The organism is Nitrosomonas oligotropha (assembly GCF_900106555.1).
Taxonomy (GTDB): Bacteria; Pseudomonadota; Gammaproteobacteria; order Burkholderiales; family Nitrosomonadaceae; genus Nitrosomonas; species Nitrosomonas oligotropha_A.
On the sequence record NZ_FNOE01000022.1, the window covers coordinates 1 to 15,564 of the forward strand.

General features: G+C 49.4%; 16 protein-coding genes. 11 read left to right on the forward strand and 5 right to left on the reverse strand.

All coding sequences use genetic code 11. The features are described 5' to 3' along the window. Positions 1-315 (reverse strand): helix-turn-helix domain-containing protein (locus BLU57_RS11350; RefSeq protein ID WP_176776432.1); only part of this gene is annotated, 315 nt, incomplete at its 3' end. 473 nt (positions 316-788) lie between these two features. Between BLU57_RS11350 and smbP the strand changes: the two genes are divergently transcribed. Continuing rightward, on the forward strand, positions 789-1,133 hold the full coding sequence (smbP, locus tag BLU57_RS11355) for a small metal-binding protein SmbP (RefSeq protein WP_090320841.1): 345 nt from the start codon (positions 789-791) through the stop codon (positions 1,131-1,133). A gap of 49 nt (positions 1,134-1,182) precedes the next feature. Here smbP and hemH read toward each other — a convergent pair whose 3' ends face one another. Continuing rightward, entirely contained in the window at positions 1,183-2,268 is a 1,086-nt protein-coding gene (gene hemH / locus BLU57_RS11360) for a ferrochelatase (protein ID WP_090320844.1), read from the reverse strand. Between the two features lie 32 nt (positions 2,269-2,300). Next, positions 2,301-3,320, reverse strand: coding sequence for a heat-inducible transcriptional repressor HrcA (hrcA, locus tag BLU57_RS11365; RefSeq protein ID WP_090320847.1), 1,020 nt, complete (start codon positions 3,318-3,320; stop codon positions 2,301-2,303). A gap of 304 nt (positions 3,321-3,624) precedes the next feature. Between hrcA and BLU57_RS11375 the strand changes: the two genes are divergently transcribed. Further along, entirely contained in the window at positions 3,625-4,497 is an 873-nt protein-coding gene (locus tag BLU57_RS11375; protein ID WP_090320853.1) for an NAD kinase, read from the forward strand. 16 nt (positions 4,498-4,513) lie between these two features. Then, positions 4,514-6,193: a DNA repair protein RecN gene (gene recN / locus BLU57_RS11380; RefSeq protein ID WP_090320855.1), complete on the forward strand. Its 1,680-nt coding sequence runs from the start codon at positions 4,514-4,516 to the stop codon at positions 6,191-6,193. 2 nt (positions 6,194-6,195) lie between these two features. Here the strand turns inward: recN and BLU57_RS11385 are convergent, their stop codons facing one another. Continuing rightward, complete coding sequence (locus BLU57_RS11385; RefSeq protein WP_256206260.1) at positions 6,196-7,644, reverse strand: fused MFS/spermidine synthase; 1,449 nt, start codon at positions 7,642-7,644, stop codon at positions 6,196-6,198. Further along, entirely contained in the window at positions 7,641-7,916 is a 276-nt protein-coding gene (locus BLU57_RS16635) for a hypothetical protein (protein ID WP_256334407.1), read from the reverse strand. The genes BLU57_RS11385 and BLU57_RS16635 overlap by 4 nt, the downstream gene beginning before the upstream one ends. A 209-nt stretch (positions 7,917-8,125) precedes the next feature. Between BLU57_RS16635 and BLU57_RS11390 the strand changes: the two genes are divergently transcribed. The 8 genes from BLU57_RS11390 to BLU57_RS11420 all read left to right on the forward strand — a co-directional run bounded on the left by BLU57_RS11390 (position 8,126) and on the right by BLU57_RS11420 (position 15,529). Continuing rightward, positions 8,126-8,866, forward strand: coding sequence for a hypothetical protein (locus BLU57_RS11390; protein ID WP_090320858.1), 741 nt, complete (start codon positions 8,126-8,128; stop codon positions 8,864-8,866). Positions 8,867-8,955: 89 nt separating this feature from the next. After that, the gene (locus tag BLU57_RS16640; RefSeq protein WP_256206261.1) at positions 8,956-9,078 is read left to right on the forward strand and encodes a hypothetical protein; all 123 of its coding nucleotides are present in this window, start codon (positions 8,956-8,958) and stop codon (positions 9,076-9,078) included. A 109-nt stretch (positions 9,079-9,187) separates the two neighbouring features. Further along, positions 9,188-9,655, forward strand: a complete 468-nt coding sequence (locus tag BLU57_RS11395; RefSeq protein ID WP_090320861.1) for a hypothetical protein — start codon at positions 9,188-9,190, stop codon at positions 9,653-9,655. 58 nt (positions 9,656-9,713) lie between these two features. Further along, positions 9,714-10,220 carry a TlpA disulfide reductase family protein gene (locus tag BLU57_RS11400; protein WP_090320864.1) on the forward strand — a complete coding sequence of 169 codons (507 nt, stop codon included), beginning with the start codon at positions 9,714-9,716 and terminating at the stop codon, positions 10,218-10,220. A gap of 13 nt (positions 10,221-10,233) precedes the next feature. After that, a complete protein-coding gene (locus BLU57_RS11405; protein WP_256206262.1) occupies positions 10,234-10,479 on the forward strand; it encodes a DUF4266 domain-containing protein in 246 nt (81 codons plus the stop codon). A 39-nt stretch (positions 10,480-10,518) separates the two neighbouring features. Beyond that, positions 10,519-13,227, forward strand: coding sequence for a DUF3570 domain-containing protein (locus BLU57_RS11410; RefSeq protein ID WP_256206263.1), 2,709 nt, complete (start codon positions 10,519-10,521; stop codon positions 13,225-13,227). Positions 13,228-13,285: 58 nt separating this feature from the next. Continuing rightward, positions 13,286-14,200, forward strand: coding sequence for an FAD:protein FMN transferase (locus tag BLU57_RS11415; protein ID WP_090320869.1), 915 nt, complete (start codon positions 13,286-13,288; stop codon positions 14,198-14,200). Between the two features lie 90 nt (positions 14,201-14,290). After that, the gene (locus tag BLU57_RS11420) at positions 14,291-15,529 is read left to right on the forward strand and encodes a Tle-like phospholipase domain-containing protein (protein ID WP_256206264.1); all 1,239 of its coding nucleotides are present in this window, start codon (positions 14,291-14,293) and stop codon (positions 15,527-15,529) included. Positions 15,530-15,564 lie beyond the last annotated feature (35 nt).

The window sequence follows — 15,564 nt, forward strand, 5'->3', positions numbered from 1 at the left end:
GGTATCGAAATGAACGAGCTCGCCCGGGTAAGATTTGTTATAGCGCTTCGCTTCACGCTTGAGACGTTCCTGGATGGTTTGCTCGACCTTGGCCAGACGTTTAAGGCCATACTGCAACGTCTTGAATCGTTGGTTGGTACTGTCACGCGGGATAAATTCCTGTAACCTAGCTCGTTTCAGTACGTCATAAATCGTTGGACGGCTGACGTGGAAGTGTTCTGCCAGCTGAACTACCTTCCACAACCGGGTTTGATATAGCCGCCAGATTTCCTGACGATCCAATAATGTTAAACGAGTACGTTTGTGTATGTTCATTTACAGTATTCTCCTGAATACTGTAAACAACGCTAGGGATTCTTACATTTTAGTAGATTCGGCTTGTCATCGATTGAAAACCACAAGCAGCATGCATTCTCGTTATTCACGGACTCAATCTCTTCGGTTTTCGTTTGCGATTTTCAGTGATCTGGTTGTGGGAATGTTTATTCCCTCTCATTGGGATGTAATCCATAGTTTGAAACACATACCCAATACCTCATTTTTGCGGCAGATTACTTTATGGGTAGTTTTTTGCAAAATTTGCATCGAAGTTGTAAATATGCATGAGGACAAGCAATCAGCGCTTGCCGCTTGCATACAATAAATAAAGAAATGGGTATATACTGGAATCTAGTGTTCTGGTTAGTTGGAGAAAGTTAATGCTTCTTCAATAAAGCTGTTATCCAGTCACTGAGATTATTAAAAAGTATTCATGTTATCAATGTAATTCATATAAAGGAGCAATTATCATGCGTATTATATCTACAATGATTGTAACTGGAGCATTAGCATGTTTCATGAGTACTCCTGTATTGGCATCTGACGCAGGACATACTTCTGAGGCGATGGAGCACGCCGGAAAGGCGCAAGCGCATGGTGAAATGGGACATGCGAAAGAGTCCCTGAGTCATGCAAAAGAAAGCTTGGCGCACGCAAAAGCGGCGAGAGATGATCATGCAGCATCGCATAAACATATGGATGAAGCGATCCAACATTTAGAAGAAGCGATCAAACATGCTGATATGGGTCATGGTGCGGAATCGGCTAAGCACAGCGAAGAAGCGATGAAACATATGCGCCAATCCGGCCATTGATGGTTTAAAACCGGTCTCCCCTCGAGATTGCTCGAGGGGAGATTAATTCTTAATCTTTAGCACCCAATTCCAACGCCAGTTTCCTGGATAATTTAGCAGCTTCCTCGGTAACTTCGATGTCCAGCCACCCTTGCAAATGCGTGCTGGTGATGTCGGCTAGAGCTTGAATCCAATCGCTACGTTCGTTGAGGCACGGAATATAGTGAAATTCCTTGCCGCCCGCTTGTATGAATGTGTGTTTCGCTTCGATAGCGATTTCTTCCAAGGTTTCCAGGCAATCGGAGACGAATCCAGGGCATATCACATCAATGCGTCGCGTATGTTCCTTGCCTAGTTGTTCCAGGGTGACGGCGGTGTAGGGTGTTAGCCACTGAGCCCGGCCGAAGCGGGATTGAAAGCACACGGCGTATTGGCTGGCATTCAATTCCAGCGCTTCAGCTAGTAATCGCCCGGTTTTCTGGCATACGCAATGATAAGGGTCGCCTTTATCCAGGCTGGCGCGCGGGGTACCGTGAAAACTGATAATCAGCTTGTCAGGCTGGCCATGCGTATCCCAGTAGTCGCGGACATTTTGCGCCAGCGCTGCGATATAGCCAGGATCATCATGGTACTGCTTGAGGGTACGGATCGCAGGTTGATTACGCATCTTGTTAAGCACAGCAAATACGTTGTCCATCGCCGCTGCCGTGCTGCTGTCGGCATATTGAGGAAACAACGGGATGACCAGAATGCGCTCGCAGCCTTGCTGCTGCATGCGGGTCAGCACATCGGCAACGGAGGGTTTGCCGATATTCATCGCATACTCGACGATGGGCGGGTTTTTGAACTTTGCTGCCAGCACTTCGCGCAAGCGTTCCGTTTGCCGCTCGGTATGCACTTTCAGCGGAGAGCCTTCGGATGTCCAGATTTTTGCGTATTTTTCCGCCGAGGCTTTCGGTCTGAAAGGCAGGATAAAGCCATGCAAAATGGGCCACCAAATTAAGCGGGGCACTTCAATGACGCGCGGATTACTGAGAAATTCCTTGAGATAGGGGCGTAGCGCCTGCGCTGTCGGCGCATCCGGTGTTCCCAGGTTAATTAATAAAACACCGGTGCGATTCGGTGAGCCGTGCTGGTAAATGGATTGTGAAGTCATGACTATCAGTTTATTGTTTTTGGAGGAATAAATTAGTGTTGCGACAAGCTGCTGGAAAGCAGTTTTGCGGTAATATCGACAATCGGTATAACGCGCTCATAAGCCATGCGTCGCGGGCCGATGACGCCGACTGTACCGACAATTTCGCCTTCTATTTCATACGGTGCCGTCACGACACTGAATTCTTCCAGTGATGACACATCGGATTCGCCGCCGATGAAGATCTTGACGCCATGAGCTTGCCTGCTGAGTTCCAGTAATTGCAATAACTTGGTTTTGCGCTCAAATAATTCAAACAATTTTTTTAAGCTGATCAAATTGTCCGAAAGATCATCGATCTGCAACAGATTGCGCTCGCCTGCCAGAACCACGGCTTCGCTGCTTTCATTGATGGCGTCACCACCGGCTTCGATCGCGGCACTCATCAGGCTGATCATTTCGCCACGCAATTGTTTTAATTCGGTATTCACACGGCCGCGAATTTCATCCAGCGTACAACCGGCATAATGCTGGTTGATAAAATTACCGGCTTCGATCAGATCCGACTGACTGTATGGGGTATTGGTAAAGATAATGCGGTTTTGCACATCGCCTTCCGGTGTGACGATAATCAACAGAATGCGTTTCTCGGATAGCGCCATGAACTCGATGTAACGGAATACCGCGCCTTTTCGTTTGGGGGTGACTACGACACCGGCAAAGCGGGTCAGATCCGATAATAACTGCGATGCGACATTGATCAAGCGCGAAGGATTGTCCGGGTGCAGATGGTTTTCCAAATGATTCAATTCCACTTTGTCGAGCGTTTTGACGACCAGCAAGGTGTCGACAAAGAGGCGGTAGCCTTTCGGTGTCGGAACTCTTCCCGCTGAAGTATGCGGGCTGGCTACCAATCCCATTTCTTCAAGATCGGCCATGACATTGCGGATGGTTGCGGGGCTTAAGTCTAATCCGGAAAACTTCGATAGCGCCCGGGAACCAACGGGCTGACCTTCATGGATATACCGTTCTACCAGTGTTTTTAATAAGATTTGGGCACGTTCGTTTAACATGGCATCATTCTACACGAGTCGGCTGGTTTTATAATTTGGTTATAAGCGGTGATTTTGCCTTATCTTATCTATGCTAAACTTTCCCGCTTGCCGGTTTGTCAATATGGGCCGGAGTTTCAGCATGGGTTTGGAATTTTTCCGGGTGGCTCAACTTTTGTGGGTATATATGTACGAGACAAAATTTTGCAAGCCTGGCCGTATTGTTTATTCACTAACTCGTTTTATTATAATGGTAATTCCGGTATTTACAGCCAATGCAAACCTCACGGCCAATATCAATCAAAGCAAGCGATTGTTTTAAGTTATGAATTCCCAATTCACCACCATTGCACTGATCGGTAAACATAAGAATCCAGAAATCGCGGTGCCGCTGTTGAATCTGGCCGAGTATCTGACTGCCAAGCATTATAAGGTTTTACTCGATCATCTCACAGCTTCGCAGATTGGCAGTGACCGGTATCCGGCATTATCCCTGGAAGAAATTGGCGCGCAAGCCGATCTGGCTGTGGTCATGGGGGGCGATGGCACGATGCTCAATATCGCACGCATGCTGGTGTCGTATGATGTTCCATTGATCGGCATTAACCAGGGGCGGCTCGGATTTCTTACCGACTTATCGGTGGAAACCATGTTTGAGACGCTGGATGAGATGCTGGCGGGAAAATACACCACCGAACGCCGCATGTTGCTGTATGCGGAAATCATCCGCGATGGCGTGAGCGTCTTCGGCAGCCTGGCATTCAATGATGTTGTGCTGTATCGCGGTATGAGCAGCGGCATGATCGAGTTTGAGGTGAAGGTTAATAACGAATATGTGAATACCTTGCGCTCCGATGGATTGATCGTCACCACACCGACCGGCTCTACCGCCTACGCGTTATCATCCGGTGGACCGATCCTGCATCCCGGCCTGGATTTGATTGCGCTGGTGCCGGTTTGCCCGCATACGCTCAGTAACCGCCCCGTCGTGATCGGCCCGGATTCAAGCGTGGAAATCCAGATGCACAGCAGCGCCAATGTGCGTATCAATTGCGACAGTCATTCCTGTTTTGATCTGGAACAGACGGATAACATCATCGTGCGGCGTTTTCCCAAGACGGTGCGTTTGCTGCATTCAGTCAACCACAGTTATTACCGCATGCTGAGGGAAAAACTGGGGTGGAGTGAATTTCCCTGAGTTACATTGAGCAATCATGCTAAAGCACCTGAGCATCAAAGATTTTGTCATTGTGGACCGAATCGAATTGGATTTCATGCCCGGATTCACGGTGTTGACCGGAGAAACCGGCGCGGGTAAATCCATTTTGATCGATGCCGTGACCCTTGCCCTGGGAGAGCGCAGTGACGCCAGTCAGATCCGGCATGGTTGCGAACGCGCGGAAATCAATGTGACTTTCGATATCAGCCGCTTACCGGGGTTACAACAGTGGCTGGATGACAATGATTTGCAGGGCGATCCGGATAGTTGTCTGATGCGCCGCATTATTGAAACCAGCGGCCGTTCGCGCAGTTATATCAACGGCCATGCGGTGACATTGCAGCAACTGCGCACGGCAGGCGAGTACCTGGTTGCCATTCATAGCCAGCATGCGCACCAATCTCTGCTGCAAAAAGACGCGCAGCGCGAATTGCTCGATGCCTTCGCCGGTTGTATGGATCAAACGCGCGCGGTCAGGATGGCTTATCAACACTGGCAAGATTGCTATCAACAACGCATCGCCCGGGAACAACGCACAGCGGAATCGCAGGAAAAACGCGAACAGCTGGAATGGCAATTACAAGAATTAACCGCGTTAAATTTTACCCTGCCGGAATGGCAAACACTGCAAGCCGATCATGGCCGGTTGTCGCATGTAGCGGCTTTGCTGGCGGCCGCGGATACAGCAGTCGATGTGTTATCGGAAAGTGAACAAGCGGTGCTGGCGCAGATCAATAGTGTAAACAATCAATTGCAAAATTTGCTCGAGTATGACAACGAACTTAAAGCCATTACCGATTTGCTGGATGCGGCGCAAATTCAGTTACAGGAAAGTGTTTATGAATTGAAGCATTATCGCCAGCGTTTGGATCTGGATCCGCAAGTATTACAGGAGATCGAGCAGCGGTTGTCGGCGATCCACGCAGCGGCAAGAAAATTCCGCGTGCTGCCAGAGGAACTACCCTCGCTGCTTGAAACGATCTCGCAGCAACTGAGTCTGTTGGGTTCGGATGAGGATATCGGTCATTTGCAAGCGCTTGAAGCCGCCGCACACACTGATTATTTACAACAAGCGCAGGCATTGAGCGTTGCACGGCAAAAAGCCAGTGAAGCGTTATCCCAGCAGGTGAGTGACGCCATGCAAACGATGGCGATGGCGGGCGGCGAGTTTTCGGTTGCGTTGATTCCCATGGAACAGGGCAATGCGCACGGTCTGGAGCAAATCGAGTTTCGGGTGGCCGCGCACAAAGGGTTGCCGCTGCGGCCTCTGGCCAAAGTAGCATCGGGCGGTGAGTTGTCGCGGATCAGCTTGGCGATACAAGTCATCACCAGTAAGGTAGGGACGGTATCGGCACTGATTTTTGACGAAGTCGACGTCGGTATCGGCGGGAAAGTGGCCGAGATTGTCGGTTATTTACTGAAAAAACTCGGAAGGGAGCGGCAAGTTCTGTGTATTACCCATCTGCCGCAGGTAGCTGCGACCGGCGATCACCAATGGCAAGTGGAGAAATCCGCCGGACAAGCGGCGCATCAACCGGTTATCAGCACGATCACTATTTTGGATCAGCAGCAGCGCGTGGAAGAAATCGCCCGCATGCTGGGCGGTGTGAGTATCACTGAAACAACGCGCCAGCATGCAGCGGAGATGCTGCAACAGCACGCGCAGCCGCTGTGAAATCAGCGGATAAAGTTGTCGATTCCCAGTAATTCCACAATGAGACGGCGGTACTGCTCGGATTTGCGTATTTGCAGTATTTCCAGCGGATTGAGGTTATCCGTTAAGATCACGCCCAGTCCTGGATCAATAGCGATGCGGCGCTTTACCAGCCAGTCGCTTTGTGCGGCTGACATGGCTTCATTGTTGAGTTCGAGTTCGCGGTTTGCGGCAAGAAAAATAAAATCGTTAAATTCCGTATCCGGTTCGGAAATAAATACCTGCTGATGCGTAAAAACCTGTGCTAGGGTTTTTGCGACGGAAGCCAGTGCTTTATTCTTACCGTCTTCAAAAAATGCTACGAAATTCAATGCGAGCAATCCGTGTTCGGAAAGCAGGGAACGCAATTGCGTCATTGTTTCAACAGTCAGCAAGTGGACCGGTTCCGAGCCGCCGGTGAAGACATCCAGGATGATCAAATCGTAGGTATTCGTTAATTTGCGGATCTCATAGCGCGCATCGCCGATAATCGTTTCACCTGTCGGCGTGAAACCGAAATATTGACTTGCCGCTTCGGCGACGGCTGGGTCAATTTCCAGGGTATCTGTCACGATGCCGTGATTTTTCAATGTCATTGCCATATGCCCGGCACCCTGACCGATCAGCAGCGCCCGCTTAATGTGAGGTGTCAGCGCGGGTAAAATATCGACAATTCTTTGGTAAGTCAGCACATTTTCACCATGGCTGATCGTCGCTGCGCCTATGGTCGATGCATCCACGGTCAGCAGGCGAAAATTCTCCTCGGGTTTGTCGATGACGCGAACCCAGCCATACAGACTTTCGCGTTCAAACTGAATGTGGTTGGAATCGTTGTTCGCGGTGCGGTGCGCGGAATCAGCGACGCGCGGCAATAACGCTATTCCGACTACCATCAATGCAGCGATAGGGGGCAGCGCAGTCATCAAGCTGATGCGTTTCCGCTCGAAATAAGCAACACCAGCGGCCAGTATCAATAAGGCGATACCCAAGCCTATGAAGATTTCACGCGAACCGATCTGGGGGAATAAATAAAAACCGAGAAATAAAGTGCCAATGACGCTGCCGACGGTGCTGACGGCATAGATAGAACCGGTACCGGCACCGACACCATCCAAACTGGCAGTAGCCAATTTAACGGCAAACGGTCCGATCATGCCGAGCATAATCAAACTGGGCGAGAACAATACCGATGTGCTGATAAAAACACCCATGCGCAGTCCCATGGCATCAGTGGCAAGCAATACCGGTGCGGTTAGCCACGGTATCAGGAGCGTCAGTAATCCCGACAACGCGATGATCAAGGCCAATCCCGTCTTTTTTGCCCGGTCCGCCCAGCGGCCACCGACAAAGTAGCCCAAAGCCAATGCGATCAGTGTGACCGAAATGACCGAGGTCCAAACATAGAGACTGGCGCCATAGAATGGTGCGATCAATCGGTTCCGAGCAGTTCTATTACCATCACTGCGGCACCGGTCAGAAAAACAGTACAGTAAAGCCACACCCGGTTCAGTACCTGAGCGGAAGTCAAATGATTCATCGTTTTGCCTACGAATTGAAGATGCGCATGGATAAAGAGAGAAGTGCTGCATTGAATTTGCAGCGACAGCATTTTAGAGGTAAGCCCTGAGTGATGGAATGCGGCAAAATGCCGCACCTTGGCGAGGTGGCTGCAGCAAGGATTTTGTGTGGTGCGACAATTTGTCACATTGTAATTGTATGGAATGAAAAATATCATCCAAAGTGGAAAAGGATTCTTTTTCTATAAGTTTCTGGAAATTAAATTTCTCGTCAATTATAAAAAGATTTTTTCAGTTTTATTTTGAACGGTTAGATCAGCAGAATGATTGCTTCACATATGAAAGCAAAACTGTTTACAAGATAAAAAATAATTAAACTATTTAATGGATATTTTTCATGTTAACGACGAAACAATTCAATTTATCTACTCAATGTGTTCTCGCTATTGCTGTTCTGGCAGGCACGACGCAAATCGCATCCGCCCATACACGCTTGGAAACGGCGACAGTCAATGAAAATACCCGAATAACCAATAATGTCATCATTGGTCACGGCTGTGGAGAAAAGAACGTCATAGGTACCAGCGTGGTATTCCCAGATGGTGTCGATTCCACGATTACAGTTGACGGTGCGGCGCACGCAGGTCCGTTGACCGATTTCGTACAGAATTGGGGTAACCTGATGCAGCAAAATTATAGCCGGGCTGTTTTCAGTTTCCAGGATGAAAAGACTGATTCAAACAGTAATGTTGTCGGTTTTTGGGCCGGTGGTGGTGATTCTTTGCCGCATCATCTGAATGGTTATATTCCGTTTAGAGCCGGTGCCGTGGTGATTGAACCGACTTCGTGCGCGAAGAGCGTCAAATTTAATATTTCCATCGCGGACATTTGTGAGATCACAGATGCTGCCGGTTTCAATGCTGATACCGTGAATCTCTGGACACATAATAGTCTGGGAACGATTTACGATCGTGTCAGCACGACCGATGATGGTCCGGCACCATACACCATTAATCGCACCAGCGCTTTGCCAGCGTCCTGTGGTACCGGGGTGGTGGTTGAAGTGAAGCCTTCGGCAGCGCAGATAAACCGCGACATGCCGATCAAATTGGATGGTACTCAGATCTGGCCGAAGTAGCAAAGTTCTTTACGACAACCTCACTCTTCCCTCCGCTTTTATTAGAGTGAGGTTTTTTAACAGTCAGATTAAAGGATAGGATACTTGAGATGTTTAAAACGACAGGAAAATTTAAATATCGTACTTTGATGTTGATGGCGGCACTTGGATTAAGCGCAACATGGCAGTATGCGCTAGCGCATACTCGTTTTCAGGAAACTTCTGCAAATTAGGGAAGCGGTTATAATGCAGTTTCAGTTGCGCACGACGGCCACAATTCTATTACGCGGTTTTTTATAATAACTATTCTATGAATAGATCATCCAGCGAGGGATTACGATCATGTCACATCTATTATTTCAAAAAGCAGTAGCAACGACTTTTGCCATGATTACGCTTGGTTATGCCGGTGTAAGCGGAGCGCATGAAGCTGGTGCTACCATGGATCCAGATGGCACGACTGCATCTTTTACGGGATATGCGCTCGTGACCTGTATTGATGATGTTGGTGTGACGGATCGTCTGGTTGCGAGTATCAAAGATACTTCGCCGCCTCTAGATCCACCACAAGATAAGCTCCTGGTTAGTTTGCAAATTATTAAAGGAAGCCGCGCCGCTAGTACGACCGACCCTGTTTCCGGAGATGGAAACTTTAGCCCTGAAGCCAGGGTACAAGGTGGAAGTGGTGTATATCAAATACTCGTAAATAAAACGATTGCGGGTGCGCGATCTTTTATTGTCTCGTATCATTGCATGACTGCCAGCAATGAACATACAGCGACGGAAATTACCGTGAAACAATTCGAGTAATGATTTGCAGCAATTGATTGTTGCAACAATGTTTTAAACTAGATAAGTGAAATAAATAATGAGAAAAATCAAACAGTCGTTTTTTATTATCGCGTTACTACTGTTGTGCAGCAAAAGCACATTAGCGGATCATCTTGAACAGATATCCTCGGCTTGTGATTTAAAAACACTGGATGGCAAGCCGGCTTTGGCCTTACAGGAACTGAAAGGGAAAGTGGTGTATATGGATTTCTGGGCATCCTGGTGTCCGCCTTGTGTCAAGTCCTTTCCATTCTTGAATCAACTTGAGCACGATATGAAAGAGCAGGGGCTACATGTGATTGGTGTCAACCTTGATGAAAAAGTTAAGGATGCAGAAGAATTTCTCACCAAGCACCCGGCTCACTTTTCCATTGTTGCGGATCCGGCTAAAACATGCGCCAAGGTTCTTGAGGTAATGGCGATGCCAACCTCCTTTATCATTGATAAAAAGGGCAATATTCGGCATGTTCATCAAGGATTCCGTCCCGGCGAAACAGAAGAATTGCGTGCTTTACTAGCACAACTCGTCATGGAGAATCCCTGATCAGGGATTTTGAATGTTTACTCCGGCCAGTATGAAACTGACTCGGAATGCTGCCATTGCATTTGCATTCACCCTATTGTTCGGAATGACGGGTTGTGTGAGTGTCGCTCCCTGGGAGCGTGGCAATCTTGCTAAACCGCAAATGGACATCGATCCCCATCCCTTGCAAACCGAAATGCAATCCCATAATTACAGCAGCCGTGAGGCGGCACCCAGTCACAAATCGTCTGCAGGTGGCGGCGGCTGTGGATGTTATTAAACTGACTCCTGATCGGGGTTGTTTTAAAGGTAAGTAAATTTGCAGCAGAATAAAAGACCCCAGTGCCAGGGCAGCAAGCAAGGATACACTCATCCTGAAACACATTCTGTAAAGTCAAGCAGCCATACCCTACAAGCGCTGACGTCAGCAGCACTCATGTTGCCCGGCTTACTGATATCACCCGCGCACGCTGCCGGAACGGACCGGATCAATTTCCAATATAGCCGTTACCAGGAAGGCGAGCGTAATCTCTATGGTGTTCCCCAAAGTTATAAGCCGATTTCGGCCGATGTATTACATGGCAGCGGTATTTTCTCGTTAACCGACCGCGCCAAATTTACGTTTGGTTATACCCAAGACACTTGGTCGGGTGCAACGCCGGTATCTACAACGCCACTGGCCACCAGTGGTGGTAATCGTCCCTATACCGTTAATGGGGTCGTGGTCGGCGCTTCTCCTATTCTTAACAGCCAAATACTGTTAGATCATGATCTGAATCCGATTGGAAGAGACCCGATTACCAAGCAATCGACCGGTGTCGTCGATACCCGATCGGTACTGGTCATGTCATCGGCTTCTCCGGAAACCCGCCGCCAAGCTAATTTCGGCTTGAGCTACGAATGGAATGAGGCAGCTTTAAATGTGGGCGGTGGTTTTTCCCGGGAGCGTGACTATCATTCGAGTTTCGGTAGTATTGGCGGGCGGCTGGACTTTAACCAAAAGCTAACCAGCGTTAAATTCGGTGGTGGCTATACGGACAGTCAGGTCAGTGCGATTCTGGATCCTGATTCATCGCCGTATATCACCAAAACAGCGTATGCCCAGCAAATCGTCAATCGCCGCGGTTCTGAGATTCTGAAGGGTGACCGGCAGGATTGGGTGGCGAATACCGGTTTGACGCAGATTCTAAGCAAGAATGCATTGATCGATGCCAGTATCGGTTATACGCATAGCAGCGGATTTCTGGAGAACCCTTACAAGGCAACGTCAGTTATCTTTATTGATCCGGCTAAATTAAACGATAACTTGATTATCGGTGATGTGCGTGCTTTGATCGAACAACGTCCCAACATTCGCAATCAAGTCGCCCTCAGCACTAAGTACGTGCATTATATTAGCCCGTTTAATGCCGCGATGCATTTGGGCTACCGGCTGTCGGTCGACGACTGGGGCGTCAATACGCATACCTTTGATGCGAGCTGGGTGCAGCCGCTGGGTGGCGGATGGACGCTGACGCCGCGAGTTCGTTACTATTCACAGGATTCTGCAAGCTTTTACCGGCCCTACTTATTTTCTCAACAAAATTACAGAAATCAGGAAGTCGATAGTTTCGGTCGGCAAGTGTGGATCGATAGAAAGAATCCTACAGTTCAGTACTACGGGAGCGATCTATCTAATCTGGTCGATCAGAACGGGAGTGCGGTTGATGGGTTTTCAGTGGATGCACAGCCGAAATTAACCTTATTCGATGCTGGGAAACTGCCTGCGCATTTTTCCAGCGACCATCGTTTGGCGGGTTTTGGCTCATTAAGCGGTGGTGTGGTACTGAGCAAAATACTCGGTAAAGGTGTCGCGCTGGAGGCGGGGTTTGAATACTATACGCGCGCCAGTTCCATGCAAATTGGCGGCGGGAATAACAGCTTCGCCGATTTTGATTACTATGTGGCGAATGCGGCGATAAAGTTTGATATTGAGCCGGATGCATCCATGCCAATCACAACTTCAAGCGGATCTTTCACCGCCCACACGCATTCTTCCTTGCACCATCATAAGATACCGCCCGCTACGGTCATGTTTGGTCATATGCTCGATAAACCCGGCGATTTCATGGCAGGCTATCGATTCATGTATCAGTGGACCGGTGGAAATATGATGCATGGCGCGCATAAAGTCAGCGATCAGGCGATCGTCGACCAAGGTTGCGGCAATAAAGACTGTCAATTTACGCCGCAATTCATGGATATGCGGATGCATATGGTCGATCTGATGTATGCGCCGACCAAGTGGCTCAACGTGATGCTGATGCCGACGTTCATGGATATGGATATGAATTTACGCCAGCTGGCTGGGGCAAGGGTAGACGCTTCTGGCGCGCACAGTCATCATGGCGCAGCGGGTCATGAAAGTGGCGCCGTGGGCGATACCTATTTTTCATCGCTGATCAAGCTGCTGGATATTCCAGGTCACCGTGTGCATGTGAATCTGGGGTTCAGCGCGCCAACCGGAAAGACTGATATCAAAATACGCCGCTCGTTTAACGCGGATGGCGGACTGATTCATTTCGGCATGCAGTTGGGCAGCGGCACCTGGGACTTCACGCCGAGTCTGACATATCTGGGCGAGTACAACCGCTGGTCGTGGGGTACGCAAATCAGCGGCATTAAGCGTATGGAAGACCGGAATCAATCCGGTTATCGCCTGGGCGATATGTTTCAGGCAACCAGCTGGGGTGGCTTGGACCTGGCTCGCTGGCTGACGGCCTCTGTGCGTGGTGTTTATACCTGGCAGGATGCGATACATCGCGACTTCAATCAATATAATGCGCGCATCGGGCCGATGGATTTTCCGCGTAATTATGGCGGGCAATTCTGGGATATGGGGTTTGGCGTCAATGCGCAAATTCCGGGCGGCCGTTTTGCCGGAAATCGACTTGGAATTGAATGGGTGCAGCCGATTCGCAGCGACTTTAACGGTTATCAATTGAATCGCCAGGGCATGTTGTCCGCAACCTGGAGCTATCAGTTTTAAGCTAGGATGTATTCCTTTTCAAAATCCCGGGTGCGCGCAGCTTCCCGGGTGAAATCACATGACGCATCTGAATTATTACCACTACGATTTTAAAGCAATGGGCTCCCCTTGCTCGATTCAGTTGTACGCGGGCAGTGCAAAAAAAGCGCAACGTGCCGCCCGGATTGTCATGGATGATGTATATCGCCTGGAAGCTAAATACTCCCGTTACCGGGCGGATAGTTTTTTATCCCAAATGAATCGCGTCGCGGCTCAAGGCGGTTGTATCCAGGTGGACGATGAAACCGCCGGATTGCTCGATTATGCGGCGGCTTGTCACCAGCAAAGCGATGGTTTGTTTGATGTCACTTCCGGAATTTTACGGCGCGCGTGGGATTTTAAATCGGGAAAAATACCGGTACAGGAAGCCGTTCAGTTGCTGCTGGAGAAGATTGGCTGGCATAAAATCAGCTGGCAGTGCCCGGTTCTGACATTTACGGTTGCGGGCATGGAAATTGATTTTGGCGGCGTGGTCAAGGAATACGCCGTCGATCGCGCAGCATCGCTATGCCGGGATGCCGGTATCGAGCATGGTCTCGTCAACCTGGGCGGCGACATCAAAATTATCGGTCCGCACGACGATGGCAGTCCCTGGCGTGTTGCCATCCGCCATCCGCGCATCCCCGGCGGTGTTTTGCAGACATTGTTGCTGCATTCCGGCGCGCTGGCCAGCAGCGGGGATTATGAACGTTGCATCACGCTGAATGGCATCCGCTACGGTCATGTGCTGAATCCTAAAACCGGCTGGCCGGTTCATTTTATGGCGGCTGTCAGCGTGATCGGCGAATTCTGCGTGGTTGCCGGTAGCGCATCGACCATCGGTATGCTGAAAGAAGAAGATGGCCCCGAATGGCTAAGTACACTGGGTTTGCCACATGTGTGGGTGAATGTGCAGGGGGAATCCGGGGGATCGCTATTGGAAGCAGCGGGTTGATTTCACTTTTCAGTTACAATGCGGGTATGTTCACATGCTGCTGCTAGTCAAATAGCAGGCGCCCGATTAAACCAAACAAGAGAGCAATTCATGAAAGATTGGTATTTATTTTCATTTAGATTCATCAGTTTTTCTGCTCTGATGTTAGTTGCATCGATGGCGCGGGCGCTACCGGATGATTGTGCGCCTTTGACCGCACCGGTCACTTTTTTTGAGTCGAACGGACTCGTCTGTTTGCAGAAAGTGATTGTAAAAGACGACTCTGGTGAGCAATTGTACAAAGCCTCTTTGCAATGGCTAGGTGCGGATAATCCGAACCGGTTTATATTGTTAGGCACGGAATTGGACGATGCTTCCGAGCCGGACAGCCCGACTTTTTCGTTTATCAATGGCCAACTGACACTGCCTAAAGTCGATATCCCCAAGCCGAATGGCACGGAGCGCTATAACGTCAGCTTGAATTGGGTGACGGATAGCGATGTGGATACGGACGATGCCGTGTCAGTGTTTGAGCTGGCCACGGTTGCGCTGTATGTCAATCCCAACTATGTGCCGAATGCTACTTGGAAGCCCTATGGCATGTTGCTGCCCAATGAGCGGCGGGCGGTTGATTTGCTGGCGCGGTCGATTCCGTATGCGCAACTGGCCGATGCCATTTACGATTATGATAATGTGGCGGTGGGTTCTTGGGATTTGATTGAATCCAATGGGAAAAGCTCCGGAATGGATGGCGGTGTCTTTAGAAACCGTGAAACCAATGAACTGGCGCTGGTGTTCCGTGGCACGGAAACTTGCGATTTTCCTTGCTCATTCAAGGAACTGGAAGATACCGCTAGTGACGCCTTAGCTGATACGGCGATTGGAGCTGGCGTAGTGAGCGATCAATTCAAGGATGCGTTCCGATTCGCTCAAAGTGTGATCAGCCGCAATCCCGGTGCAAAAATTACCGTCGCGGGACACTCGTTAGGCGGTGGACTGGCGCAGGCGGTTGGCGCTACACTGGGCTTGGAAACATTTGCATTCAATTCGTCTCCGGTTCCCGATCATTTCTTTGATACCTATCGGATTACGCTGCCCGCCGAAGAACTCGAGGATCTGATTTTCGTCATTGCCGATGTGCACGATCCGGTTTCCAATACCGATAAAACCGGAAAAATATACTTGGGTTCCCATCATGTCACGCCGCTGATTCAATTCAATTTCAAGCTGAAGGAAATGTTATCCAGCCGTAAGGTGGATTTGCTGGATTTGCGTTTTGACCGGCATAGCATTACCGACCTAACCAATAATGCCATCACGCTGCTGAATATTTACCGCGATGGCTGGTAAGCCGAAACTCGCATCAATAAAGCCCTGTCATTCGC

Excerpts from the sequence above, each read along its gene's own strand:
- BLU57_RS16640 (WP_256206261.1), top strand. The coding sequence starts at position 8,956 with ATGTTTAAAACGACAGGAAAATTTAAATATCGTACTTTGATGTTGATG.
- recN (WP_090320855.1), top strand. The coding sequence starts at position 4,514 with ATGCTAAAGCACCTGAGCATCAAAGATTTTGTCATTGTGGACCGAATC.
- BLU57_RS11390 (WP_090320858.1), top strand. The coding sequence starts at position 8,126 with ATGTTAACGACGAAACAATTCAATTTATCTACTCAATGTGTTCTCGCT.
- smbP (WP_090320841.1), top strand. The coding sequence starts at position 789 with ATGCGTATTATATCTACAATGATTGTAACTGGAGCATTAGCATGTTTC.
- hrcA (WP_090320847.1), bottom strand. The coding sequence starts at position 3,320 with ATGTTAAACGAACGTGCCCAAATCTTATTAAAAACACTGGTAGAACGG.
- BLU57_RS11420 (WP_256206264.1), top strand. The coding sequence starts at position 14,291 with ATGAAAGATTGGTATTTATTTTCATTTAGATTCATCAGTTTTTCTGCT.
- BLU57_RS11395 (WP_090320861.1), top strand. The coding sequence starts at position 9,188 with ATGTCACATCTATTATTTCAAAAAGCAGTAGCAACGACTTTTGCCATG.
- BLU57_RS11400 (WP_090320864.1), top strand. The coding sequence starts at position 9,714 with ATGAGAAAAATCAAACAGTCGTTTTTTATTATCGCGTTACTACTGTTG.
- BLU57_RS11415 (WP_090320869.1), top strand. The coding sequence starts at position 13,286 with ATGACGCATCTGAATTATTACCACTACGATTTTAAAGCAATGGGCTCC.
- BLU57_RS11375 (WP_090320853.1), top strand. The coding sequence starts at position 3,625 with ATGAATTCCCAATTCACCACCATTGCACTGATCGGTAAACATAAGAAT.
- BLU57_RS11405 (WP_256206262.1), top strand. The coding sequence starts at position 10,234 with ATGTTTACTCCGGCCAGTATGAAACTGACTCGGAATGCTGCCATTGCA.
- hemH (WP_090320844.1), bottom strand. The coding sequence starts at position 2,268 with ATGACTTCACAATCCATTTACCAGCACGGCTCACCGAATCGCACCGGT.